The 24,298-nt window shown below is 72.4% G+C and carries 22 protein-coding genes and 1 pseudogene; 8 read left to right on the forward strand and 15 right to left on the reverse strand.

Annotated elements, in window-relative coordinates:
• Window positions 1-4: 4 nt before the first annotated feature.
• Window positions 5-682: a response regulator transcription factor gene (locus ACHBTE_RS21935; RefSeq protein WP_351350888.1), complete on the reverse strand. Its 678-nt coding sequence runs from the start codon at window positions 680-682 to the stop codon at window positions 5-7.
• A gap of 489 nt (window positions 683-1,171) precedes the next feature.
• On the opposite strand from ACHBTE_RS21935, the gene ACHBTE_RS21940 reads away from it, so the two are divergent.
• Window positions 1,172-2,683 carry a peptide MFS transporter gene (locus ACHBTE_RS21940; RefSeq protein ID WP_394725705.1) on the forward strand — a complete coding sequence of 504 codons (1,512 nt, stop codon included), beginning with the start codon at window positions 1,172-1,174 and terminating at the stop codon, window positions 2,681-2,683.
• Between the two features lie 100 nt (window positions 2,684-2,783).
• Here the strand turns inward: ACHBTE_RS21940 and ACHBTE_RS21945 are convergent, their stop codons facing one another.
• The 7 genes from ACHBTE_RS21945 to ACHBTE_RS21975 form a co-directional block, all read right to left on the reverse strand.
• On the reverse strand, window positions 2,784-4,082 hold the full coding sequence (locus ACHBTE_RS21945) for a hypothetical protein (protein ID WP_394725810.1): 1,299 nt from the start codon (window positions 4,080-4,082) through the stop codon (window positions 2,784-2,786).
• A gap of 62 nt (window positions 4,083-4,144) precedes the next feature.
• Window positions 4,145-5,221 (reverse strand): hypothetical protein, encoded by a 1,077-nt coding sequence (locus tag ACHBTE_RS21950; protein WP_394725706.1) that lies wholly within the window; start codon window positions 5,219-5,221, stop codon window positions 4,145-4,147.
• The gene (locus tag ACHBTE_RS21955) at window positions 5,218-6,078 is read right to left on the reverse strand and encodes a hypothetical protein (protein WP_394725707.1); all 861 of its coding nucleotides are present in this window, start codon (window positions 6,076-6,078) and stop codon (window positions 5,218-5,220) included. Before ACHBTE_RS21955 ends, ACHBTE_RS21950 begins: the two co-directional genes overlap by 4 nt.
• 30 nt (window positions 6,079-6,108) lie before the next feature.
• A complete protein-coding gene (locus ACHBTE_RS21960; protein WP_394725709.1) occupies window positions 6,109-6,807 on the reverse strand; it encodes an LPXTG cell wall anchor domain-containing protein in 699 nt (232 codons plus the stop codon).
• Window positions 6,808-6,941: 134 nt separating this feature from the next.
• Entirely contained in the window at window positions 6,942-8,231 is a 1,290-nt protein-coding gene (gene serS / locus ACHBTE_RS21965; RefSeq protein WP_394725710.1) for a serine--tRNA ligase, read from the reverse strand.
• A 456-nt stretch (window positions 8,232-8,687) separates the two neighbouring features.
• Entirely contained in the window at window positions 8,688-9,200 is a 513-nt protein-coding gene (locus ACHBTE_RS21970) for an ATP-binding protein (protein WP_394725711.1), read from the reverse strand.
• Between the two features lie 236 nt (window positions 9,201-9,436).
• Window positions 9,437-9,823 (reverse strand): STAS domain-containing protein, encoded by a 387-nt coding sequence (locus ACHBTE_RS21975; RefSeq protein ID WP_394725712.1) that lies wholly within the window; start codon window positions 9,821-9,823, stop codon window positions 9,437-9,439.
• Between the two features lie 239 nt (window positions 9,824-10,062).
• On the opposite strand from ACHBTE_RS21975, the gene ACHBTE_RS21980 reads away from it, so the two are divergent.
• Together ACHBTE_RS21980 and ACHBTE_RS21985 are read left to right on the forward strand one after the other, a co-directional pair.
• On the forward strand, window positions 10,063-11,016 hold the full coding sequence (locus ACHBTE_RS21980) for an RNA polymerase sigma factor SigF (RefSeq protein ID WP_394725713.1): 954 nt from the start codon (window positions 10,063-10,065) through the stop codon (window positions 11,014-11,016).
• Window positions 11,017-11,287: 271 nt separating this feature from the next.
• Window positions 11,288-12,847 carry a ricin-type beta-trefoil lectin domain protein gene (locus ACHBTE_RS21985; RefSeq protein ID WP_394725714.1) on the forward strand — a complete coding sequence of 520 codons (1,560 nt, stop codon included), beginning with the start codon at window positions 11,288-11,290 and terminating at the stop codon, window positions 12,845-12,847.
• Here ACHBTE_RS21985 and hutI read toward each other — a convergent pair whose 3' ends face one another.
• The 4 genes from hutI to hutU all read right to left on the reverse strand — a co-directional run bounded on the left by hutI (window position 12,848) and on the right by hutU (window position 18,469).
• Window positions 12,848-14,179: an imidazolonepropionase gene (gene hutI, locus ACHBTE_RS21990; RefSeq protein WP_394725715.1), complete on the reverse strand. Its 1,332-nt coding sequence runs from the start codon at window positions 14,177-14,179 to the stop codon at window positions 12,848-12,850.
• Window positions 14,176-15,531 carry a formimidoylglutamate deiminase gene (locus ACHBTE_RS21995; protein ID WP_394725811.1) on the reverse strand — a complete coding sequence of 452 codons (1,356 nt, stop codon included), beginning with the start codon at window positions 15,529-15,531 and terminating at the stop codon, window positions 14,176-14,178. Before ACHBTE_RS21995 ends, hutI begins: the two co-directional genes overlap by 4 nt.
• Window positions 15,522-16,724: an allantoate amidohydrolase gene (locus ACHBTE_RS22000; protein ID WP_394725812.1), complete on the reverse strand. Its 1,203-nt coding sequence runs from the start codon at window positions 16,722-16,724 to the stop codon at window positions 15,522-15,524. The genes ACHBTE_RS21995 and ACHBTE_RS22000 overlap by 10 nt, the downstream gene beginning before the upstream one ends.
• A gap of 80 nt (window positions 16,725-16,804) precedes the next feature.
• A complete protein-coding gene (hutU, locus tag ACHBTE_RS22005; protein WP_394725716.1) occupies window positions 16,805-18,469 on the reverse strand; it encodes a urocanate hydratase in 1,665 nt (554 codons plus the stop codon).
• A 128-nt stretch (window positions 18,470-18,597) separates the two neighbouring features.
• Between hutU and ACHBTE_RS22010 the strand changes: the two genes are divergently transcribed.
• The 5 genes from ACHBTE_RS22010 to ACHBTE_RS22030 all read left to right on the forward strand — a co-directional run bounded on the left by ACHBTE_RS22010 (window position 18,598) and on the right by ACHBTE_RS22030 (window position 22,358).
• Window positions 18,598-20,010, forward strand: coding sequence for a diaminopimelate decarboxylase (locus ACHBTE_RS22010; RefSeq protein WP_394725717.1), 1,413 nt, complete (start codon window positions 18,598-18,600; stop codon window positions 20,008-20,010).
• Between the two features lie 180 nt (window positions 20,011-20,190).
• Window positions 20,191-20,583, forward strand: coding sequence for a hypothetical protein (locus ACHBTE_RS22015; RefSeq protein WP_394725718.1), 393 nt, complete (start codon window positions 20,191-20,193; stop codon window positions 20,581-20,583).
• Window positions 20,580-21,371 (forward strand): transcriptional regulator, encoded by a 792-nt coding sequence (locus ACHBTE_RS22020; RefSeq protein WP_394725719.1) that lies wholly within the window; start codon window positions 20,580-20,582, stop codon window positions 21,369-21,371. The genes ACHBTE_RS22015 and ACHBTE_RS22020 overlap by 4 nt, the downstream gene beginning before the upstream one ends.
• Before the next feature lie 79 nt (window positions 21,372-21,450).
• Window positions 21,451-21,969: a roadblock/LC7 domain-containing protein gene (locus ACHBTE_RS22025; RefSeq protein WP_394725720.1), complete on the forward strand. Its 519-nt coding sequence runs from the start codon at window positions 21,451-21,453 to the stop codon at window positions 21,967-21,969.
• Window positions 21,970-21,983: 14 nt separating this feature from the next.
• Window positions 21,984-22,358, forward strand: a complete 375-nt coding sequence (locus ACHBTE_RS22030; RefSeq protein WP_394725721.1) for a hypothetical protein — start codon at window positions 21,984-21,986, stop codon at window positions 22,356-22,358.
• Between the two features lie 33 nt (window positions 22,359-22,391).
• Here ACHBTE_RS22030 and ACHBTE_RS22035 read toward each other — a convergent pair whose 3' ends face one another.
• From ACHBTE_RS22035 to ACHBTE_RS22045, 3 genes and pseudogenes are all read right to left on the reverse strand, one after another.
• Window positions 22,392-22,979 (reverse strand): hypothetical protein, encoded by a 588-nt coding sequence (locus tag ACHBTE_RS22035; protein ID WP_394725722.1) that lies wholly within the window; start codon window positions 22,977-22,979, stop codon window positions 22,392-22,394.
• 89 nt (window positions 22,980-23,068) lie between these two features.
• Window positions 23,069-23,929: a MurR/RpiR family transcriptional regulator gene (locus tag ACHBTE_RS22040; RefSeq protein ID WP_394725723.1), complete on the reverse strand. Its 861-nt coding sequence runs from the start codon at window positions 23,927-23,929 to the stop codon at window positions 23,069-23,071.
• Window positions 23,926-24,288: pseudogene (locus tag ACHBTE_RS22045) on the reverse strand (histidine ammonia-lyase); the annotation flags it as partial. The pseudogene ACHBTE_RS22045 and the gene ACHBTE_RS22040, both read right to left, overlap by 4 nt.
• Window positions 24,289-24,298 lie beyond the last annotated feature (10 nt).

The raw sequence follows: 24,298 nt of genomic DNA on the forward strand, positions 1-24,298 counted from the left end.
CGGCTCAGCTCTTCTCGAAGCGGAAGCCCACGCCCCGCACCGTTGCGATGTAGCGGGGGTTGGCCGCGTCGTCGCCCAGCTTCTTGCGCAACCAGGAGATGTGCATGTCGAGCGTCTTGGTCGACGACCACCAGGTCGTGTCCCAGACCTCGCGCATCAGCTGGTCCCGGGTGACCACCCGGCCGGCGTCCCGCACCAGCACCCGCAGCAGGTCGAACTCCTTCGCGGTGAGCTGGAGCTCCTCGTCGCCCATCCACGCCCGGTGCGACTCGACGTCGATCCGCACTCCGTGCGTGGCCGGCGGCTGCTGCGGCTCCGCCGACCCGCGGCGCAGCAGGGCCCGGACCCGGGCGAGCAGCTCGGCGAGCCGGAACGGCTTGGTGACGTAGTCGTCGGCGCCCGCGTCCAGGCCGACCACGGTGTCCACCTCGTCGGCGCGCGCGGTCAGGATGAGGATCGGCACCGTGTGGCCCTCGGCGCGCAGCCGGCGGGCCACCTCGAGGCCGTCCATGCCGGGCAGGCCCAGATCCAGCACGACCAGGTCGACTCCGCCCTGCATTCCCGCGTCGAGCGCGGCGGGGCCGTCCTCCCGCACCTCGACCTCGTACCCTTCCCGGCGCAGGGCACGGGCCAGCGGCTCCGAAATGGACGCGTCGTCCTCGGCGAGCAGTACACGGGTCATGAGCTGATGGTAGTCCGCCCATGACAAGAGCCGGGGGGTGATCGCAGGTCTTGATTCTTACTCGTTCTTGGCACGGCTCTTACCTTCGGGCCCCAGTGGTACAGACCATGCCTATGGGGTGCGATCCTGTGAAGGACCTTGGAAACGGCGCCTGCGGTTCCTTGAACACCTGTGATCCGTGTCTCAAGTCCTTCCATATCCGGCAGTGTCCTGACGTATGGTGACTCCACGCCTGTAGCACTGCGGGACCTTCGGCGCATTTGACGCCGAGGGTCTCTTTTGTGTGCGGACTGAAAAAGGAAAGACCTGTGGCCGGGCCCCCGAAGGCGGGGGCGTGGATCCCGGCGGTCGCCGTCTTCCGCTTCGCGATCCGGAGCGGGAATCCCTCTGGGCGTGGGGCGGCGGCCCGTGACCACCGGTGTCGGCCTCCCCCCACCGGGCGCGTGGGCGTTCTGCGTCAGTGCGCGTCCCGACCAGCAAGGATCGACCATGGCGTCCAGCCTGACGAAGGACTCGGCCTCCCCGGGCACCCCCGGCTCCGAGAAGACCTTCTTCGGCCACCCCCGCGGTATGGCCACGCTCTTCATGACGGAGATGTGGGAGCGCTTCTCCTGGTACGGGATGCGCGGCATCCTCGTCCTCTATCTGATCGCGGGCGTCCTCGACGGCCCCCTGGCTGGCCGGGAGGCCCTGGCCGCCTCGATCTACGGCGTGTACAACGCGGTCGTGTACATGGCCGCCATGCCCGGAGGCTGGGTCGCCGACCGCCTCTGGGGCGCCCGCAAGGCCGTGCTCGTCGGCGGCATCGTCATCGCCGCCGGCCACTTCACGCTGGCGATCCCCTCGGACGTCGCCTTCTTCTGCGGTCTCGGCCTGATCGCGATCGGCACCGGCCTGCTGAAGCCGAACATCTCCGCGATGGTCGGCGGCCTCTACGAGGGCCAGCCCAGCGCCCGCCGCGACGCCGGTTTCACGCTCTTCTACATGGCGATCAACATCGGCGCCCTGGCCGCTCCGCTGGTCGTCGGCTACCTCGGTGAGAACGTCAACTGGCACCTCGGCTTCGGCGTCGCCGGTGTGGGTATGACCCTCGCCGTCATCCAGTACGTCCTCGGCGGCCGGCACCTCGGTGACATCGGCAAGCGGCCGGGCACCCCGGCCTCCCCGGCGGAGAAGCGCGCCGCGCTGCGCAAGGTCTCGCTGTGGGGCGGCATCGCGGTCGCCGCGCTGGTCCTGGACATCCTGCTGGGCACCTACGACATCGAGCACATCGTCAACGTGCTCGCCGTCCTCGGCATCGTCGTCCCGATCGTCTACTTCGTGTCGATGTACCGGAACCCGGCTCTGGCCAAGGAGGACAAGCCGAAGATCCAGGCCTTCGCCTGGTTCTTCGCCACCGCCGTGCTGTTCTGGATGATCTACGACCAGTCCGGCTCGCTGCTGACGATCTTCGCCGACGGCAAGACCGACCGCATGATCGGCGGCTGGGAGTTCCCGGCGTCCTGGTTCCAGTCGGTGAACCCGGCCATGGTCATCGTGCTCGCCCCGCTCTTCGCCGCCCTGTGGGTGAAGCTGGCCAAGCGCGACCGTGAGCCCAGCACACCCATGAAGTTCGCACTGGCGATGCTCCTCATCGGCGGCTCGTTCGGCATCATGGGCCTGGCCGGTGCCGCCGCCGCGAACAGCGACACGGGCAAGGTCACCGTCTTCTGGCTGCTGAGCGTCTACCTGGCGCAGACCCTCGGCGAGATGTGCCTGTCGCCGGTGGGCCTGTCCCTGTCGACGAAGCTCGCGCCGAAGCAGTTCGTCGGCCAGATCATGGGCCTGTGGTTCCTGGCCACCGCGACGGGCAACGCCCTCAACGGCTGGACCACCAAGCTGAACGCTCCGCTGGGTGACGCGGTGTACTACTCGATGTGGGCCGTCATCGCGGTCGCGGCCGGGCTGGCCTTCATGATGGCCGGGCGCAAGATCCGCGCGCTGATGGGCAACGTGCGCTAGCGCGCTGCCTGAGCCGTAGGGGCCGTTGGAATCCACGTGGGTTTCAGCGGCCCCGTCCTCTTGTGTGACTGTGCGCGGTTCCTCGCGCCCCTGCGGGGCGTTACCTGGTCCTCCTTCCAGGCAGGAACGTGAACACCGCGCCTCCGAGCAGCAGTGCCGTCCCCGCCACCAGGCCCAGTGCCTTCAGGGAGCCGTGGTCCTCCGCGCCCGTGGCCGCCAGGCCGCCGTCCGTCGACGAGCCGCCCGCGGAACCGCCCGCCGAGCCTTCGGTCGAGCCGCCGCCCGAAGCGCCGCTCGCCTGCTCGGTCGTGTCGAGGGTCAGGGAGACCTCCGTCTTCGTCGGCGTGCAGGTGGTCGTCGTGCCCAGGGCCTGCACCGTCAGCACGCCCGGAGAGAGGGTCGACTCCCCGCTCGCGCCCGGCTTGTAGGTGCCCGTGAGGTCCGGGATCTCGATCGGGTCGCCCGCCTTGATCGGCTCGGCGTTGGTCGGGCCCTCGACATGGACCGTGCCCTTGTCGGAGCCGCCGAGGACGACCTCCATCGACGGCTTGACCGAGTCCTTCGGGATCTCGGCGGGGCTGTCCATCACCGACTTCTCGAACCGGACCGTCAGGTCGAAGCTCCCGCCGTTCTTCCTGGCGTCGATCCGGACCGGGGAGGTCGCGTTCTTGTCGCCGATGGGCGTCTTGCACTCGTAGGGGACCTTCACCTCCTTGCCGGTGAAGTCGGTCTGGCCGCCGCCTCCGCCGCCTGACGTACTCGTACCGCCGCTGTCCCCGCCGGTCTCGCTCTCGCTCGGCGTCGGTTCGGCCGGCCCCGTCGGTTCGCTCGTCGGCTCGGTCGGGACGTCCGTCGGCTGCCCGCCCGTCGTACCGCCCGAACCCCCGCCGCCGTCGGTCACCTTGATGGTCGCCGCCGCCTTCACCGTCTCCTTCGGCGAACACTTGGTGTCCGTGGAGATCGGCTTGTTGACGTTGATGTCGTACGCGTCCGGCGTCAGCGTCACCTCGCCCGGCGCCGTCAGCTTCAGCTTGCCCTTCATGTCGGACAGCTTCATGTCGCCGCCCTTGGGGATCGGCGGGTTCTGCCGCGGCCCTTCCATGGCGACGGCCGCCGTCTGCGCGCCGGCCGCCTTCAGGGTCCCCGTCGGCCGGACGGTGTTCTCACCGAGGTCGAGGATGTCGGGGTTCTTGGACGCCGCCTGTGTGAACTTCCAGACGATCTCCACCTCGTCGCCGACCTTCGCCTCGGCGGGCGCGGTGATCTCCACCTTCGTGGTGCCCTGGACCGGCGGCAGCCCGGAGATGGCGGGCGGGATGCACTCGGTCGCGTACGACACCTCGGCGGCCTGTGCGGGCGCGGCGGCCACGCCGAGCAGCACGCCCGCGCCGCCGAGCATCAGGGCGGCGCCCGCCGCGGTCGCTCTGCGGGGGCGTGCCGGGGTGACTCTCCTTGGCTTGCTCACGGGGGTCCCTTCCTGGTCGGAGCCGTAGGACTCGTCGGGCTGTCGTCGTGCGGTGCGGAGAGCCGACCGGCCGTGCCCGGGTCGTTGTCCGGGGTGAACCACGGCAGGGCCGAGGACGAACGCTGGGAGTGCCGCGCCTCTTGGCGGGGTCTCAACCCCGGCAGGCGCAGGGCCAGTTCGGGCATGCGGACCCTTGGGCGGCGGGCGGCCTGCCGCGGCCGTACGCGGTCCACCACGGCCATTCCGGCACGGAACAGGGCCGCCGGCACGACCAGGCAGACCAGGACCCAGAACAGCGTCACACCCCAGGGCCGGCCCACGCCCCAGGGCTGTTCGGCCATGACCTTGCCGCCGTACTTCAGGGAGACCGTGTAGTCGCCGTGCGCCCCGGCGGCGAGCTCCACGGGCAGTTCGATCCGTGCCTTCTCTCCCGGCCGGATCGTGCCGCGCCACTGCTGTTCCTCCCACCGCGGGGCGAACACTCCGTGGGAGGTGCCCACTTGGAAGACCGGGTTCTTCACGGCGGAGGTGCCGACGTTGCCGACGGTGAAGACGAGCGTGCGGGCCGGCCGTGCGCCGAACCAGGTGAGCAGTCCGCCGGAGCCGTCCAGCCGGGTGTCGGTGAGGACCGACAGACGGCCACCGGAGGGCTCCGCCGGCAGCGGCTCCACGGCGTGCCCCGCCACCTGGAAGATCGCGTCGGCCTCGGCCTTCGCCCCGGTCGCCGTCGCCACATGCACCACGCACGGGCACGGCACGGGCGGCTCGGCGACCGGCAGCTTCTTGCTGAAGCGTCCCTCGGCGTCCGTGGTCACGGCCCGGCCGTCGGCGTTGGCGCAGGAGTTGGTGCCGCCGCGCACCCCGGTCGACGGCACGGACTGGCCGCAGATCAGGATCATCAGCAGGGCACGGGGCCGCCAGCCGCTGCCGGTCACGGTGACCGAGCCGCCCGTGCCCGCCTGGGACTCGGAGAGCTTCACGACCGGCGGCCCGTCGTCCACCACCGCGGCCGCCGTCGGCGCCAGCAACGCCAGCACGGCCAGCAACACCGCGATCCGCACCCTGGCCGTCACGTCCGCGCTCCCGTCGACTCAGCCTGTTCCAGCAGCGGTTCGGCCGCGGCCCCCGACTCGCGGCCGTGCGCCCCACGGCGCCCTCGCCGCCGTACGGCGAGCCAGGCGCCCACCGCCGCCGCGGCGCCCGCGACCCCGGCCACCACACCCCACGGCACGAACCGCGCCGACGTCCGCGCCGTGTCGCGCGCGCCGCCCGGCGCCGTCACCGTCAGCCGTACGTCGACCGCGTCGAGCGCGGGCCGGTCGGGCCACGGCTCGGTGAGCTTCGTACGGCTGCCCGGCGGCAGGGCGGCGGGCAGCGGGCGCGGGGGGCGGTCGAGGAGGCGCCCGAAGACACCGTCGACACGCACCGCGAGGCTCGCGGCGAGGGCGGTCGTGCCACGGTTGACCAGCTCGTACGCGATGCCGTCGGGGCCGATCGCGAGGTGTTCGACGGTCAGCGCGGACAGTTCGGGGCCCGTGACGCGCAGCCGGAGCCCGACCGTCTGCGCGCGGCCCCCGGTGTCGCGGGCGACGACCTCGCCGGAGCGGTCGCCCGGGGGCGTGCCCGTCGGGACGGTCACCGTGAACGGGACCTCGGCGCGGGTGCGGCCCGGTATCCGCACCGACCTCTCGGCGAAGGCGATGGGCACGCCGGTGCCGTGCAGCCGTACGGTGACCGGCTGCTCGCCCCGGTTCGTCACGGACACCGTGTCCTGCTGGACCGTCCCCGGCTCACCCTCGGTGTAGAAGGACGGGCGCCCGCCGCCCGAGGGCGCGACGGACCAGGTCCCGGCGGCGGTCGCCGAGGGGGCCGCCGCCAGCAGGAGCGGCAGCAGCAGGGGCAGGCACAGGACACGGGCGGCTGACGACATCGGCGGCTCCGGCGGCTCGGTACGTAAGGGTCAGCGGCGTGCCGTCTGCCGCCTGCGCGTCAGCCACAGCGCGCCCGCCGCGCCCGCGAGCAGCACCGTGCCGCCGAGGGTGCCGAGCGCGATCGCCGAGTCCTCGGGGCCGGTCTGCGGGAGTTCGGTGCCGGAGTCGGAGCCGCCCTGGCCCGCACCGCCCCCGCCGCCCCCGCCTCCACCGCCGGATGCCGCCGTCACGTCGAGGGTGAGCGAGGGTCCGGGGCTGTTGGTGGGCGTGCAAGTGGTCGTCGTGCCGAGGGCCTTGATGGTGAGCACACCCGCCGTGAAGGTGACCTTGCCGGTCTTCTTAGGGGTGTACGTGCCCGTCAAGTCGTTGATCTTGATGGGGGTGTTGGCGGGAATCGCCTCCTGGTTGGCCGGGCCGGTCACCGCCAGGGTGCCGCTGTCGGCGCCGCCCAGCTTGATGGTGGCGCTCGGGTTCATCGCACCCTTGCCCAGCTCGACCGGGCTGGACGAGACGCCCTTCTGCCACGACATGGTGACCTTGTAGCCGCCGCCGCTCTTGACGCCCTTGATGTCGATAGGCGAGACGGCGCTCTTGTCGCCGATCGGCGTCTTGCAGGCGTAGTTGACGTCGACGACCTCGGCCCGGGCCGTGGGGGCGGCCATCAGGACCACCGAGCCGGCCAGGGCCGCGGCGGTCGCGAGCGCGGCGGTTCGCTTCTGCTTCGACACGGTCCCCTCATTCCTGACGGCATATCAGATCGGCCGTCAAGGTACGCCCGGGGCCTTGAGGAAGGAAGAGACGGTGCACGCCGGAGTTGTGGCGATCCGGCGTGCACCGAGTGGAGGGGGTGACCCCGGGTGCGTCAGCGGCGGGCCGGGCCCAGCACCTCGGGCAGCCCCCACCGCCGCAGGACCTCGGGCACGACAACGGTCCCGTCCGCCCGCTGGAACTGCTCCAGGATCGCGGGCAGCAGCCGGCTGGTGGCCAGGCCCGAGGCGTTGAGGGTGTGGACGTACGCCGACCTGCCGCCGCCGGCCGGGCGGTACCGGATGCCGCCGCGCCGGGCCTGGTAGGCGCGGGCGTTCGACACCGAGCTGACCTCGGCGTACCCGCCCAGGCTGGGGATCCAGACCTCCACGTCGTAGGTCTTGGCCTGGGCGGGGCTGGTGTCCCCCGCGGCGAGTTTCGTGACCCGGTGGTGCAGGCCGAGGCCCGCGACCAACTCCTCGGCACGGGCGAGCAGTTCCTGGTGGGCGGCGTCCGAGTCCTCGGGCCGGGCGAACTGGAACAGCTCCACCTTGTTGAACTGGTGGCCCCGCAGCGTCCCGCGGTCCGCGGTGCGGTGGCTGCCGCTCTCCCTGCGGTAGCAGGGCGTGTAGGCGACGTAGCGGCGCGGCAGGTCCCGTTCGTCGAGGGTCTCGCCGCGGTGCAGGTTGACCAGGGCGGTCTCGGCGGTGGGCAGCAGGAACCGTTCGGGCCGGCCGTCCTCGCCCTCCTCCACCACGAAGACGTCCTCGGCGAACTTCGGGAACTGGCCCGCCGTGTAGCCGGCTTCGTAGGTGAGCAGATGCGGCGGCAGCACGAACTCGTAGCCCGCGCGGCGGTGGGCGTCCAGGAAGTGGTTGAGCAGCGCCCACTCCAGGGCGGCGCCCTCACCCCGGTAGACCCAGTGGCCGTTGCCGGCGAGGTCGGTGCCGCGCCTGTGGTCGACGAGGCCGAGGTCCTCAGCGAGCCGGACGTGGTCCCGGGCGGGGAAGTCGAAGGCGGGCGGGGCGCCTGTGGTCCGGACGACCTCGTTGTTCTCCTTGCCGCCCGCGACGACGTCGTCGTCCGGGAGGTTGGGCAGGCCGTCCAGGAACTCCTGGTGCCGTGCGGCGAGTCGGGCGAGGTGCGTCTCCGCCCCGGCGAGCCGGTCGGTCAGGGCCTTGGCGTCGGCCCGCAGTTCGTCCGCGGCGGCGTCCGCGCGGCGGCGTGCGGCGATCTCGGCCGAGATCCGCCGACGCTCGCCGCGCAGCCGCTCCACGGCGGCACGGGCCTCGCGGAACCCGGCGTCGAGGGCGAGGAAGGCCGGGACGTCGGCGTCCGAGCCGCGCTTGCGCAGCCCTTGGCGGACCTGGTCGGGGTGCTGTCGGATGAGGGTGACGTCGAGCATGGTGCGCTCCGTCCGGTCGGCCGGGACGCACGATCCGCCCCGGGGTGGTCCCTCGGGGCGTGGGCGAGAGGGTGCTCGCGGTGCCACCACGCCTTCACCGTCGTACATCACCCGTGTGGCCGTACGACGGACTCGTTCGGGCCCGATGACGGGGGCCGGCCGGCGGGGCATTTCCTCCCCGCACTCGGGAGTGGATTCGCCCGGTGCGCGAGGCCGCCTTCGCAGCGAACGGCGGCTCTCTCGGCTCGCGGCCCCGGGGTACTGGTCTCCGTCAGCGCGTTGCGGCGAGGGTAGGACAGCACGTCAGCGGGGCGGTACCGGTTTTCGGCCGGGCCGCCTGTGCCGGTGCGCCCTCGCCGGTGCGCCCGCCCCGTGTGCGGCGGCGCTGCGGGCCGGTGCGGGGAAGCGCTCCACGGCGGCGCGCAGGAGCTCGCCACGCCGGTGCGCAGGAGCTCTCTACGCCGGTGCGCCCAGCTCCGCCCACACCGTCTTGCCCGAGACTCCCGGGGCCCGTACGACGCCCCAGTCCAGGCACAGCCGCTGCACGATGAACATGCCGTGACCGCCGGGGCGACCCGCGCGGTGCGGGGTGCGGGGGGCCGGCTGGCCCGTGCCCTTGTCGGCGACCTCGACACGGATCACCTTGTTGTCGCAGGCGATCAGCATCTCGTCCGGCCCCTCGGCATGCAGGCAGGCGTTGGTGACCAGCTCGGAGACGACGAGCAGGACGTCCTCGGCCGCGGCCCGCCGGTCGGCGGTGGCGGCGGGGAGCCAGCCCCACGCGTACAGCGCCTGGCGGGCGAAGTCACGGGCGAGCGGAACGACCCCGCTCTGGCCCTCGAAGTCCAGCCGACGGGCCTGTGGCCCCACCGACGGCTCGGCGGACGACTCGGTCCCCCCGGACGCCCCGGAAGCGCCGCTGGGCTCAGGGCCGCGGTCGCCCGGCGAGAAAGGCCGGGTGGTGCTCATCAGCGCTTCACCTCACCGATTCACCAGTTCAACGTTCACATCATTCAGAGATCAGTACGCAGAGTCAGTACGTCTGTACATAGTCCTTGCCCGATTCGTCGGTCACAGCCCCCACCCCCGGTGGCCGACATCACAGCCGACACGTTCAGGATGTCTCCTGCCCGACCGCGCCGAGGGAACACCCCCGGATTCGGCACGAATGATGTGACGTCCGATGCACCGTCGGGCGGGAGGGGTCAACCCGAGCCGTCGGACTTGTCGGCCAGGGCGGCGTCGAGCGAGTCGTGGACCGTGAAGACCGCTTCGGCCCCCGTGATCTCGAACACACGCGCAACGGCGGGCAGCATGCCCGCGAGATGCACCCCGCCACCGGCGGCCTCCGCCTTCAAACGCGCCCCGAGCAGCACGTTCAGCCCTGTGGAGTCACAGAACTCGAGCCGCGAGCAGTCGACGACCAGTCGACTGAAGCCCTTGTCGAGGCAGTCCTCGAGTGGCTCACGCAACAAATCGGCGGTGTGGTGGTCCAACTCACCCGCCGGAGTCACGACTGCGCTGGAGCCCTCTTCCCGCACCTCGACCAGAAGTCGGCCAGACTGTGCGCTGCCGACCGTGCCGCGGTCCATGCCGTCTCTCACTCCCGACGTCGTGGCTGCTGACTGACGCTGTCGAACACTACGCCCTCCCTCCGCCCTTCAACACCCGAACATCCACCCAGAAACGGACATTTCGGAACAGAGCGCACTTGCGGTGGGCTGCTGAAAGCGGGTAGGGCTAGTACAGACACGTAACCGACTCGGCCGGCTTTGGAGGCGCCGCACACCGCAGTGCACGTACAGGCTTCGGCAGCCATATGCCGAGAACGATGGAGGACATCATGTCACCCCGGCTCGACGCATCGCATACCCAGAGCGCGACGTCGGCATCCCGACCGGAACATCTGGATCCCATCGAGCAGAGCAGCGACGTACATTCCGAACACGACCTCGGTCAGGATTTCGGTCAGGACGACGTTCTCGCCGGGCTTCCGGAGATCCCCCCGTACGACGAGGTGGGACCGGTAGACGCGCGGGCCCTGTCGAAGACCCTCTTCGAGCGGCTGGAGTCGCTGGAGGAAGGGACCCACGAATACTCGTACGTTCGCAACACGCTCGTCGAACTCAACCTCGCCCTGGTCAAGTTCGCCGCCTCCCGCTTCCGCTCGCGCAGCGAGCCGATGGAGGACATCATCCAGGTCGGCACGATCGGCCTGATCAAGGCGATCGACCGCTTCGAGCTCAGCCGTGGCGTGGAGTTCCCGACGTTCGCGATGCCGACCATCGTCGGCGAGATCAAGCGCTTCTTCCGTGACACGTCATGGTCGGTGCGGGTCCCGCGTCGGCTCCAGGAACTCCGGCTCGACCTGGCCAAGGCCGGTGACGAGCTGGCCCAGAAGCTCGACCGCGCCCCGACGGTCGCGGAACTGGCCGAACGTCTCGGCCTGACCAAGGACGAGGTCGTCGAGGGCATGGCGGCGTCGAACGCGTACACCGCCTCGTCGCTGGACGCCCAGCCCGAGGAGGACGACGCCGAGGGCGCGCTGGCCGACCGGATCGGCTACGAGGACCATGGCATCGAAGGCATCGAGTACGTCGAGTCCTTGAAGCCGCTCATCGCCGAACTGCCGCCCCGGGACCGGAAGATCCTCTCCCTGAGATTCGTCGCGGGCATGACCCAGTCGGAGATCGGCGAGGAACTCGGCATCTCCCAGATGCATGTGTCGCGGCTGCTGTCGCGAACCCTGGTCCGGCTCCGCAAGGGGCTGACGGTCGAGGAATGACGACCGGTCACGGAGGAACCCTCTCCGGCTGACCTGCGCTGTGCCCGGTACCCCGCCGAATCCGTCGGCCGGGTACCGGGCACAGCGCTTTCGGCATGCCGGGCAGCTCTGTCCGTGCGCCGGGCGGCTCTTTCCGCGTACGGGGCAGCTCGTGGACGGGTTACCCACAGAAACCCTTTCCCCAGAGCTTCCCTTCCTCCACTATGAGCCGTCATACCCGCCGGTAAGTCACCACTCCGAGCGGGCGGCACGGCTGCAAGGAGGCAGGCGGATGGCTCGGGCCGACGACGGCGGGGACCGTGGCCCCGGGGCGCACACGAGTGCGTCCGACGCACGGCTGACCGAACTGCTCCGCGCCGACACGGCCACCGCCTACCAGGCACTGCACGAACTGCGCGCCCGCCATCACGCCGCCGTCCTCGCCTACGCCCGCCAGTGCACGCCGAACCACTCCATGGCCCGGCAGCTGGCGGCCCAGGCGTTCACGCTCGCGGCCCGGCAGACCGCGCGCGGCGTCGACCCGGGACTGCCCTGGCGGCACCGGCTCCTGCTGCTGACCGCCCGGTCGGCCGGGGCCTGGGCCATGGACGAACGGGCCGCGGGCCTCGACGCGGGCCTGCTGCTGATCCTGAACACCGCCGGCCCCTCCGGCCCGGTCCCGCCCATGCTGACCGCCTTCCAGACCCTGCCGGGCCGCGCACAGGGCCTGATCTGGTACGGGGTCGTGGAGCGGGAGCCGGCGGAACGGACCGCCGGACTGCTCGGCCTCACCCGCGAGGACGTGACGTACGGCATCGCACCGGCGCTCCAGCAGCTGGCCCGGGCCTGTCTGCGCACCCGGCTCGCCGGTTCCGACGACCCCGACTGCCCCGACTTCGGCCGCCTCATCGAGGAGTCGGTACGACCGGACGGCCCCCGTGACAGCGCCGACCTGCACGCCCACATGACGCGCTGCCCGCACTGCACCACGGCGTACGAGGAGCTGACGGCGCTGCGGGACGCTCCGCGCGAGGCCCTCCTGGAAGGGCTGCTGCCGTGGGGCGGGACGGCATACGGGGCGACGGGCGCGGGTGACGACGTCGACCCCTCGGCGGCGGTGAGCGCGCCGGAGCGGGGGCGGCCGGCGGACCGGCGGCGGGTCGTGCTGGTGTCGGCCGCGCTCGGGGTGGCGTTGCTGCCGCTGGCGGCCTTCCTGGTCGCGCAGGGCGGGGCGTCGTCGCAGGAGCCGGTGGCGGCCGCGGTGAGCCCGCCGGTGAGCGTGCCGCCGGTCGCGGTGACGGTGACGACCACGGTGTCGGCGAGCCCGTCGCCCTCGCCGTCCACCAAGTCGCCCTCCCCCACCCCCACGAAGCGTCCGGTCCCGTCGAAGACGGCACGCCCGAAGCCGCCGCCGTCCTCCCCCGAGCCGCCTGAGACGCATCCACCGGACGGCTCGTACGCCCAAGTCGTGAACGTCGGCTCGGGGCTGTGCCTGGACGTGGCCGGCGGCTTCTTCGACGGCGCCGACGTGGTCACGTCTCCCTGTGGTTCGTCCCGGAGCCAGCGCTGGCGGGTCGACTCCGGGCGCGATGTGCTCCAGTCGGCCGCCGACCCCGACTACTGCCTGGACAGCCGGGGTTCGACGGACCGGGGGGTCGGGATCTGGACGTGCGACTCCGTCCATGGACGCAACGGGCACAACCTCAGGTTCCTGGTGGACGGCGCCGGAGCGATCCGCCCCGCCATCGCCGTGGAGACGGCGGTGACGCCCGCGGGCGGGGCCGGTGACGGGCTGTCACTCGAGCGGGCGGACGGCAACGCGCGCCAGCGGTGGCGGGCGGGCGCCTCCTGATCAGGCCACGCGGACGCCCCGCCACCAGACCTCACGGACCAGCGGCACCCCCGGCCGGTACGCCAGATGCACATGGCTCGGGGCGTCGAGCAGGAGCAGGTCGGCGCGGGCGCCCGGGGTGAGGCGGCCGATGTCGTCGCGGCGCAGGGCCGCCGCGCCGCCCGCCGTGGCCGACCAGATCGCCTCGTCCGGGGTCATCCCCATGTCCCGTACCGCGAGCGCGATGCAGAACGGGACGGACGAGGTGAAGGACGAGCCCGGGTTGCAGTCGGTGGACAGGGCGACGGTCGCGCCCGCGTCGAGCAGGCGGCGGGCGTCCGGCCACTCGGCGCGGGTGGAGAACTCGGCGCCGGGCAGGAGGGTGGCGACGGTGGCGCTGTTCGCGAGCGCGTCCACGTCTTCGTCCGTCAGGTGGGTGCAGTGGTCGGCGGAGGCGGCGTCGAGTTCGACGGCGAGCTGGACGCCGGGACCGTAGGTCAGCTGGTTGGCGTGGACGCGCGGGTGCAGGCCCTTCGCCTTGCCCGCCGTCAGGATCGCGCGGGCCTGGTCGCCGTCGAAGGCGCCCTTCTCGCAGAAGACGTCGATCCAACGGGCGTACGGGGCGCAGGCGTCGAGCATCTCGCCGGTGACGAGAGAGACGTAGGCCGCCGGGTCCTCGGCGAAGTCCGGCGACACGATGTGGGCGCCGAGGTAGGTGACCTCGTCGGTGTGGGCGGCGGCGATGCGCAGGGCCCGGGCCTCGTCCTCGACGGTCAGGCCGTAGCCGGACTTGGTCTCGAAGGTGGTGGTGCCCTGGCGCAGCGCCTCGGCGAGGTAGTGGGTGAGGTTGCGCTCCAGGTCCTCGTCGCTCGCGGCGCGCGTGGCGGCGACGGTCGTGCGGATGCCGCCCGCGCTGTACGGCCGCCCCGACATACGGGCGTTGAACTCCTGGGTGCGGTCGCCGGCGAAGACGAGGTGGGAGTGGGAGTCCACGAAGCCGGGGACGACCGCCCGGCCGCCGGCGTCGATCCGATTGTCAGTGGCGGGTGCTTTGCTTTGATCACCGGTCCACGCGACGCGGTCGCCTTCGATGACGACGGCCGCGTCCTGGATCAGTCCGAGGGGGGAATGTCCCTCACTGTCGAATTTGCTCGAGCGGGGGGACCCCCATCCGAGGGAGGGGTCGTTGGTGACCAGGCTGGCGATGTTGGTGATGAGCGTGCTTGCGGTGCTCGCGGAGTGGGCGGGGCTGACGGTCGTCGCGTTGCTCATGGCGTCCTTGGTTGCCTGGTCGGCGGTGGGGTCGGGTTCGGGGGCCGGGGCGGGCCGCGCGGGTGGGCGGTCCGGGGTCATCCGCGCAGGGCTGCGACGGCGTCCGCGAGGGCCTTCGGCACATCCGGCACGAGGGTGTGCACCCCGTCCCGCACGATGTGCCGACCTGCCACGACCGTATGCGACACGTCTGCTGCCGACGCGGCGAATACGGCCGTCTCGGCCCCGAGCCGCGCAAGCGGCCCTGCCGTCCTGACCGAGTCGAGCGCGATCGTCGTGAAGTCGGCGAGCGCGCCGGGTTCCAGGGTGCCCGCGCCGTCCCAGCCGAGGGCGGCGTGGCCGTCGGCCGAGGCCGCCCGCAGCAGGGCCGCCGCCGTCCAGTGACCGCGGGTGCGGGTGCGCAGCCGCTCGTTCAGCTCCATCGCGCGCGCCTCTTCGAGCAGGTCGATCACGGCGTGGCTGTCGGAGCCGAGGGAGAGCGGGGAGCCCTCGTTCTGGAGGGCGACGGCGGGTCCGATGCCGTCGGCCAGGTCCCGCTCGGTCGTCGGGCACATGCAGGTGCCGGTGCCGCTCGAGCCGATCAGGGAGATGTCCTCGGCGGTGAGGTGGGTGTTGTGGACGCCGGTCGTGCGCGGCCCGAGCACGCCGTGCAGGGCGAGCAGCTGGGTCGGGGTGCAGCCGTGCACCTCGTGGCAGGCGTCGTTCTCGGCGGTCTGCTCGGACAGATGCACATGGAGCGGGGCGCCCCGCTCCTCGGCCCAGCGGGCCACGGTCGCCAACTGGTCGGCGGGCACGGCCCGTACGGAGTGGATGGCCGCCCCGATCCGTGCGTGATCCCGTTCCTTGAGAACTGAACAGCGTTCGGCCCAGGACTCCGCGTCGCCGTCGGAGAAGCGGAGCTGATGGGTGGTGGGCGGCTGTCCGAAGCCGGAGGACAGGTAGGCGGTGTCGAGGAGGGTGATCCGGACACCGACCTCGGCGGCTGCCGTGACGAGGGCCTCGCCCATGGCGTTCGGGTCGGCGTACGGGACGCCGCCCGGCCCGTGGTGGACGTAGTGGAACTCGCCGACGGCGGTGACACCGGCGAGCGCCATCTCGGCGTACACGGCCCGGGCGAGGGCGTGGTAGGTCTCCGGGGTCAGCCGGTCGGCGACGGAGTACATGACCTCGCGCCAGGTCCAGAAGGTGCCGGAGCCGACCTGGACGGTGCCGCGCAGGGCGCGGTGGAAGGCGTGGCTGTGGGCGTTCGCCAGGCCGGGGAGGGTCAGTCCGCGCAGGATCTCGGCGCCGGGCGGCGGGGCGAGGACCTCCGCCCGGAGGGCGGTGATGCGGCCGTCCCGCACCTCGAGGGCCACACCGGGCTCGACGTGGGTGTCGAGCCAGGCGTGCTCCAGCCAGTACGTACGGGTCTGCTCAGCGGGCGTCACGTGCAGGCCAGTCCTTCCAGTACGTCGGCGAGGGCGAGCACTCCGGCCACGCAGTCGTCCTCGGCGGCGAACTCGGCCGGGGAGTGCGAGACGCCCGTGGGGTTGCGCACGAACAGCATGGCGGTCGGGATGCTCCCGGAGAGGATTCCGGCGTCGTGTCCCGCGCCCGTACCCAGCACGGGCACGGTGAGGTCGGTGTGCTTGCCGAGGATGCGGGCGAGTTCGTCGCGCAGGGCGTGGTCGAACTCGACGACGGGCGTGAAGGACTCACGGACGACGTCCAGGTCGATGCCGTGGGCGGTCGCGTACTCTCGGGCGGCCCGTTCGACACCGCCGACCACTCGGTCCAGGGCGGCCTGGTCCTCGGCACGGGAGTCGAGCCAGCCGCGCACGAGGGACGGGATGGCGTTGACGCCGTTCGGCTCGACGGTGATCTTGCCGAAGGTGGCGACGGCCCCGGCGAGTTCGGCCTCGCGGCGGGCTGCGAGCACCGTCTCGGCGTACGACAGCATGGGGTCGCGCCGGTCCATGAGACGGGTGGTCCCGGCGTGGTTGGCCTCGCCCCGGAAGTCGAACCGCCACCGGCCGTGCGGCCAGATGGCGCTGGCGATGCCGACCCGGTCGCCGGACAGGTCCAGCGCGCGGCCCTGTTCGACGTGCAGCTCGACGAAGGCGCCGATGCGGGCGAGCCGCTGCGGGTCGGCGCCGATGGCGCCGGGGTCGTATCCGGCGGCCTCCATGGCCCGCGGCAGGCTGATCCCGTCCCCGTCGGTCAGCTTGTGGGCGTCGGCCACGGTGAGCTGCCCGGCGGTGAGCCGGGACCCGACGCAGGCGAGCCCGAAGCGGGCGCCCTCCTCGTCACCGAAGTTGACCAGGGCGAGGGGCTTGGTGAACTCGGCGCCCCGGCCGCGCAGTTCGTCGAGCGCTGCGAAGGAGGACACGACGCCGAGGGGCCCGTCGAAGGCGCCTCCGTCCGGCACGGAGTCGAGGTGGGACCCCGTGACAACCGCGTCCCCGGCGGCGGGGTCGCCGAGCCAGGCCCACTGGTTGCCGTTGCGGTCCACCTCGTAGGTGAGCCCGCGCGCCTCGGCCTGGTCCTTGAACCAGGCCCGGCAGTCGGAGTCGGCTCCGGTCCAGGCGAAGCGCCGGTAGCCGTGGGAGTCGGGGTGCCGGCCGATGGGGAGGAGCTCGCGCCACATGGAGTGGAAGGAGTTGCCGCCGCCGGGCCGTGGGCGGTCGTTCCGCGGGGCGGAACCGGTCTGCCCACTGTCGTTCTGCGTCACGCCTGGTCACCCTCGCGCATCGGGACACGCACCTCGCGCTCGTCGGCGACCGACTCCGCGATGTCGTATCCGGCGTCCACATGCCGGATCACGCCCATGCCCGGGTCGTTGGTGAGGACCCGCCGGATCTTCTCGCCGCCCAGCTTGGTGCCGTCGGCCACCGTCACCTGCCCGGCGTGGATGGACCGCCCCATGCCGACGCCGCCGCCGTGGTGGAGGGACACCCAGGAGGCTCCCGAAGCCACGTTCACCATGGCGTTCAGCAGCGGCCAGTCGGCGATCGCGTCCGAGCCGTCGAGCATGGCCTCGGTCTCGCGGTAGGGGGAGGCCACCGAACCGCAGTCCAGGTGGTCCCGCCCGATCGCCAGCGGCGCGGCGAGCTCTCCGCTCGCCACCATGTCGTTGAAGCGCTCGCCCGCCTTGTCCCGCTCGCCGTAGCCGAGCCAGCAGATGCGCGCGGGCAGGCCCTGGAAGTGCACCCGCTCACCGGCCATCTTGATCCAGCGGGCGAGGGACTCGTTCTGCGGGAACAGGTCCAGGATCGCCTTGTCGGTCTTGGCGATGTCGGCCGGGTCCCCCGAGAGGGCCGCCCAGCGGAAGGGGCCCTTGCCCTCGCAGAACAGGGGGCGGATGTAGGCCGGCACGAAGCCGGGGAAGGCGAACGCCCGGTCGTATCCGGCGAGCTGGGCCTCGCCACGGATGGAGTTGCCGTAGTCGAAGACCTCGGCGCCGGCGTCCATGAAGCCGACCATGGCCTCGACGTGCTTGGCCATCGCCTCGCGGGCCCGGACGGTGAAGCCCGCCGGGTCCTTGGCGGCGGCGTCGGCCATGTCCTCGAAGGCGATGCCCAGCGGCAGATACGCCAGCGGGTCGTGCGCCGAGGTCTGGTCGGTGACGATGTCGATGGGGGCGCCCATGGCGAGGAGCTGCGGGACCAGCTCGGCGGCGTTGCCGAGGACACCGATGGAGAGGGGGCGGCGGGCGTCCCGGGCCTCGGTGGCCAGCTGGAGGGCGTGGTCGAGCGAGTCGGCCTTCACATCCAGGTAGCGGTGCTCGATGCGGCGCTCGATGGCACGCGGGGCGCAGTCGATGCAGAGGGCGACGCCGTCGTTCATGGTCACGGCGAGCGGCTGGGCGCCGCCCATGCCGCCGAGACCGGCGGTGAGGGTGATCGTCCCGGCGAGGGTGCCGCCGAACTTCTTCGCGGCGACGGCGGCGAAGGTCTCGTAGGTGCCCTGGAGGATGCCCTGGGTGCCGATGTAGATCCAGGAACCGGCGGTCATCTGGCCGTACATGGTGAGGCCGAGGGCCTCCAGGCGGCGGAACTCCTCCCAGTTGGCCCAGTCGCCGACGAGGTTGGAGTTGGCGATCAGGACGCGCGGGGCCCACTCATGGGTCTGCATGACGCCGACGGGGCGGCCGGACTGGACGAGCATGGTCTCGTCCTGCTTCAGCGTCCGCAGCGTGCGGACCATGGCGTCGAAGGAGCGCCAGTCGCGGGCCGCCTTGCCGGTGCCGCCGTAGACGACGAGCTTGTCGGGGTGCTCGGCGACCTCGGGGTCGAGGTTGTTCTGGAGCATTCGCAGGGCGGCTTCCTGCTGCCATCCCAGGGCGCTCAGTTCCGTACCGCGCGGGGCTCGTACGGGGCGGGGTCCTGACATGGTGTGCCTCCCAGCGGACTGTGACTGCGAACTGTTGAGGTTGATATTCACATCCTGGCTTGATGAATAGAACTAGTCAATACGTTCACGCGCCAGCGCGGGCGCGTCACGGATGTTTGGCTGGATGCATGGGCTCGGACTACGGCAGGACGGGGGATGTGGTGGGCAGCGGAATCGAGACCGCGGCGCTCGACGCCGAGCGGGTGGCACGGCGGGACGAGGCGGTGCGGGCCGCCGTGGAGCAGGGGCTGCTCGGACCCGGCTCCCCCATCGTCGGCCTGCTCGACGTCACCGGTATCCGGGACTCGGCGGCGGCGCTGCGGGCGGCCTTCGAGGCGGTGGTGGCACCGGGCACACCCGTGCTGCACGCCTTCGCGGTGAAGGCGACCCCGCTGGTCCCGGTGCTGCGACTGCTGCACGAGGCGGGTATCGGCGCGGAGGTGGCGAGCCCGGGCGAGCTGTCGCTGGCGCGGGCGGCGGGAGTGCGCCCGGAGCTGACGGTGCTGGACTCGCCCGCCAAGACGCCGGCCGAGCTGCGCGAGGCGCTGGCGCTGGGCATCGCCGTCAACGCGGACAATCCGCAGGAGCTGGCGCGCATCGACGGCCTGATGAGGTCCGCGGCCAGTCGCTCGCCCCTCGGACTGCGGGTGAATCCGCAGGTCGGCGGGGGTGCGATCGAGGCGACGTCCACCGCCACGGCGACCTCGAAGTTCGGTGTGGCGCTGCGCGACGAGGGGGCGCGGGAGTGGGTCGTGCGGGCGTACCAGGACCGCCCGTGGCTGACCCGGCTGCACGCGCACACCGGATCCCAGGGGATTCCGCTGTCGCTCATGACCCAGGGGGTCGCGGCGGCGTATGCGCTCGCCGAGGAGATCAACCGGCGGATCGGGCGCCGGCAGATCGACACGCTCGACATCGGCGGCGGGCTGCCGGTGAACTTCGCGTCGGACGCCACCACGCCCACGTACGCGCAGTACGCGCGGCTGCTGAGCGAGGCGGTGCCCGGGCTGTTCGGCGGGCGCTACGGACTGGTGACCGAGTTCGGGCGGTCGCTGCTGGCCAAGCACGGGACGGTCGTGGCGCGCGTCGAGTACGCCAAGAGCGCGGGAGGCCGGCCGGTGGCGGTCACGCACGCGGGCGTGCAGGTGGCGACGCGGACGGTATACGCGCCGGGGAGCTGGCCGCTGCGGATCGCGGCGTACGACAGCAAGGGGCGCCCGAAGGAGGGCCCGGCGGTGGTGCAGGACGTGGCCGGTCCGGCCTGCTTCTCGGGCGACCTGCTGGCCGAGGGGTGCGCGCTGCCGCTGCTGGAGCAGGGGGACCACGCGGCGGCACTGGACACGGGGGCGTACTACTTCGCGCATCACTACGCGTACAACTCCCTGGCCCGGCCCGGCATCTACGGCTTCGCCCCGGACGGGTCCGGTGGCATGGCGTTCGCGACCGTGCGCGAGCCGCAGTCACTGGACGAGATCGTGGCCGAATCCGGCGGAGCGCACGCGGCCTCGCTCACCACCTTGCCCGCGCCGAAGCGCCGTTGACGCACCCGCACGACACGCGCAGGGCAGCCGTGGTCAACTCCGCGGTAAACAGGGCCAGTCGACCCACCCTAGTCACTTCTCGCATGTTCCACTGGAAAATGCCCGAACGCTCACTCGGCGCACACACGTTGCGTAGTTTGGCGGTCACTCAGCCGGACCCCAGGCGGGAGGGGAGCGACGGTGCCCGGAATCGACGAGTGCTTGCTGGAGACGATGCGACTGCCCGGTGCGAGGGGCGCCGCGCTGGTCGACTGGACCAGCGGGCTGGCCCTGGGCACCGTGGGTGATCCTCCCGGCGGCGACCATGAGGTGGCTGCGGCGGAGACGGCGGAACTGGCCCGACTGGCCGCCGAGCAGCAGGCGTTCGGGCCCGGCGGCCACGCCGACGACATGGATCCGCCCGTCGAGGACGTGATCCTCAGCAACCGGGACAGCTATCACGTGCTGCGGTTCGTGCCGACCACGTTCGACAGCAGCGTGGTGCTGTATCTGTGGCTGGCCCGCTCGGACGGCAACCTCGCCCTGGCCCGCATCCGGCTGGGCGAGATGGCCGAACGGCTGGTGCTGGCATGACCGTCGTCGACACCACCCCGCCGCCCCCGCTGCCGGTGCGGGACAGCACGGCGGCCCACGAGCGGGTCCGGGGCGTGCTGTCCCCGATGCTGACCCGGCTCGCGGACGAGCGGGCCACCGGAGTCCTGGTCCGCGAGCACGGCACGCTCCATCTCGCCGAGGGCCGGGTGGTGCACGCCGAAAGCCCCCTCGCCCCCGGCCTCGGCGCGCTCCTGACGGCCCACGGCGCCCTGGACGCCAGGACCTGGCACGACGCCGAGCACAGCGCCGACGAGACCCGGCTGCTGGGCCACGGCGTGACCGCGGGCGCGCTGGAGCTGGCCCAGGTGAGCACGCTGTTCGACGCCGCGTACTTCGCGCTCGCCCCGAGCAGCACACCCGGCCGCTTCCGCTACGGCACCGCGCACTGGCTGGCCTCCGTGCACCCCGTGCCGGTCGCCGACCTGGAGCGCGAGACGCTGCGCCGGCGTGCGCTGCTGCGCCGCATCTGGCCCGACCCGGCGACGGACGCCGCACCCCTGATCCGTGCCGACCCGGTCGCCGCCCCGGCGGTCCCGCCCCGGCAGGCCGCCGTGCTGGCCCGGGTGGACGGCGTGAGGCGGGCCGCGGACATCGCACGGGAGCTGGGCAGACCGGCGTTCCACACGCTGGTGCACATAAGGCGGCTGGCAGCGGCGGGGCTCGTCTCCCCGCAGCCCCCGCCCGACGAGGACCGACCACCACCCGACGCCGCCGATCCCTACATCGCGCTGCTGAAGAGGGTCAGGGATGCGCTGGAGGCCCTTTGACCGCAAGACCTTCGAGGGCCGCGAGACGGCGGGGCTGCCTCGTCCGCCCCAGCGGTCCCGCGCCGAGAGGAGAAAACTGATGGCGGCCGAGGCCCCGCTGCTCGACGAGTTCCGCCGGCTCAGAGCCCGAGTGCCCCAGTTGACCGGGGCACTGGCGGCGGGCCGGGACGGCCTCGTCCTCGCCCACGACACCCCGGGCGTGGAGCCGGACGGCCTGGCCGCCCTCACCGCCGCGGCGCTCGGCGTCGCGGTGCGGATGACGGACGCGACCGGCCGAGGCGACTTCCGCGAACTGCTCATGCGCGGCGCCGACGGCTATGTGGCGACGTACGCCGCGGGACGCACCGCCGTGCTGACGCTGCTCGCCCAGGACGGCGTCAACGTCGGCCGGCTCCATCTGGAGGGCCGCCGCGCCGGTGCCCGCATCGGCGAGCTCGTCGACGCCGAGGCGGTGCTTGTGCAGCCAAGCCCCGCCAAGAGCGCCGACAAGGAGCCCGCCAAACCCCTGACCACCCGCCCGAGGACCGCGCGCGCCTCACGCACGACTGCCACCAACGCCGGTAATGCCGGCACCGCGCGTACCACTACGGACAGTTGAGGAGACACGACGTCATGGCCAACACCGAGACCACGCTGAAGGAATGCCTCGCCTCCATCGAGGGCGCGACCGGAGTCGCCCTGGTGGACTACACCAGCGGGATGGCGCTGGGCACCATGGGCGGCAGCAAGACCTTCGACCTCAATGTCGCCGCCGCCGGCAACACCGATGTCGTCCGCGCCAAGATGCGCACGATGGAGCACCTCGGCCTCAAGAGCGGCATCGAGGACATCCTCATCACCCTGACCGACCAGTACCACCTGATCCGGCTGCTCACCGGGCGCGGCGGCAACGGCCTCTTCCTCTATCTGGCGCTCGACGCCAAGCGTGCCAACCTGGCCATGGCCCGGCACCAGTTGAAGAAGATCGAGGAGGACCTGGAGATCTGATCCGCGCCCGTCGCGAGATCCGACCCCACCCGGCTACACCAGCGCCGCGGTGCGACGGCGAGCCCCGCCCGGGGCCGCGTCGCCCGCGGCGATGCCCGTACTGCGGTACGCCTTGACGGCGCTGCCCGCCGGGCGCCCGCCCCGGCCGTCGAGCCAGTCGACCCGCACCCACAGCAGGGCGTTCTCCGCCAGCTCCCGCCGGCCGAGCCACGCGGCCTTGAGCCGCAGCCCCGCCCCGCACCCCGCGAGCAGCATCCCGGCCGCCGCGGGCACGGCGAACGCGCTGCCCAGCGCGGCGACGAACGCGAGCACCAGCCACCACCGGTGCCCCCGGCGCCAGTTGCGGACGGACACCGCGCGGTCCTGGAGCACATCGTGCTTGCCGGCGCGGACGGCCGAGCGGATCAGGGCGGTGTACCGCTTGCGGCGCAGCCCGGCGACGACGGCCGTCCCGATGATGAACAGCGCCGCCCCGGCCAGTACGCCGATCCGGCGCCCCGTCAGCCCCGGCACCAGCGTCCCGACGCCCGCCGCGAACACCCCGAGCCACCACAATGGCGTCGCCCCGGCCCGTACGACGACGGCCACCCGAGCCAGTCCCTGCCCACCTTGGCGTGCCACGTCCCGCCTCCCGTCCCATGTCTGTCCGACTGCTGTGCACGCACGCTAGCCAGGCAACGTGAGACGAGCCTTAAGAACCCGCCCGGAGCTCACTCGACGAACAGGCCCCGGGTCGCCGCCCGAGCGTCGAACTCCTCCAGGCGCGCCTGCGCGTCCGGCAGGTCGTCGCACATGGCCTCCAGCAGGACCCGGCCCAGCAGCATCGGCGCACAGGCCGTGTCGAAAGCGAGGCCCGTGCCGACGGCGGCGGGCAGCAGCAGGTCGGAGACCTTGGCGACGGGCGCGAACGCCGAGTCCGCCACGGTCACCACGGTCAGCCCGGCCTCCTTGGCGTAGGCCAGGCTGTCGACCACCTCGCGCGGATGCCGGGGCAGTGCGAAGCAGAGGAGGGCGCTCGCGCCGGCCCGGACGGCGGCGTCGATCCGGTCGTGGACCATCGTGCCGCCCTCGTCCAGCAGCCGTACGTCGGGGTGGACCTTGGCGGCGAAGTAGGAGAAGCCGTACGCCTGGGAGGCCGCGGCACGCAGGCCGAGCACCGGCAACGGGCGGGAGGCGGCGAGCACACGTCCGGCCCGCTGCACCGGGGACGGGTCGGCGAGCAGCTCGGCCAGATGCCGCAGATTCTCGATCTCCGCCTCGACGGCTTGCTGGTACTCGTTGTACGAACCCGTGTCCGGGGCCTGCTCGACGGGCGCGACCTCCCTCAGGTGCTTGCGCAGCGCCGGGTAGCCGTCGAAGCCGAGGGCCACGGCGAAGCGGGTCACGGAGGGCTGGCTGACCCCGGCCAGCTCGGCCAGCTCCACGCTGGACAGAAAGGGCACGTCGGCGGCCCGGCGCACCATGCTGTGCGCGATGCGCCGCTGGGTCGGGGTGAGCCGGTGCCCCTCGAAGAGCGCCTGGAGCCGCGCGGCGGGACCGTCCGTCCCGCTCGTGTTCCTGTCCGCGCTCATGCCGCGCTCCCCCTCCAGATCTCCGTGAACCGGTCCAGCAGTGCTGCCGCCGCCGTCACCTCATCGCTGCGCGGACGGTCGGCCGGGTCGTCGTCGAGCACCGACTCGGCCGCCGCGAGCGCCCGGCCCACCAAAAGCTCAGGGTCGGGCCTCGGGTCGCGCCGGTGCAACGCCCGTACGGCGGCGACGAGTTCGCAGCCGCCGACGAGACGGTACGCGCCGCACGCGCGCGGTGTCCGCCGCGCGGCGAGCGAGGCGAGGCCGGCCTGCGCCGCCACGCCCCGGGAGAGTACAGCGTGGCCGAGCGAGGCGGGTGCGCAGAAGCCCCGCAGGCCGGTGAGGGCGGCCCCGGCGGCGTAGGCATGCGGG

Source organism: Streptomyces sp. M41, from assembly GCF_043673425.1.
Classification (GTDB): domain Bacteria; phylum Actinomycetota; class Actinomycetes; order Streptomycetales; family Streptomycetaceae; genus Streptomyces.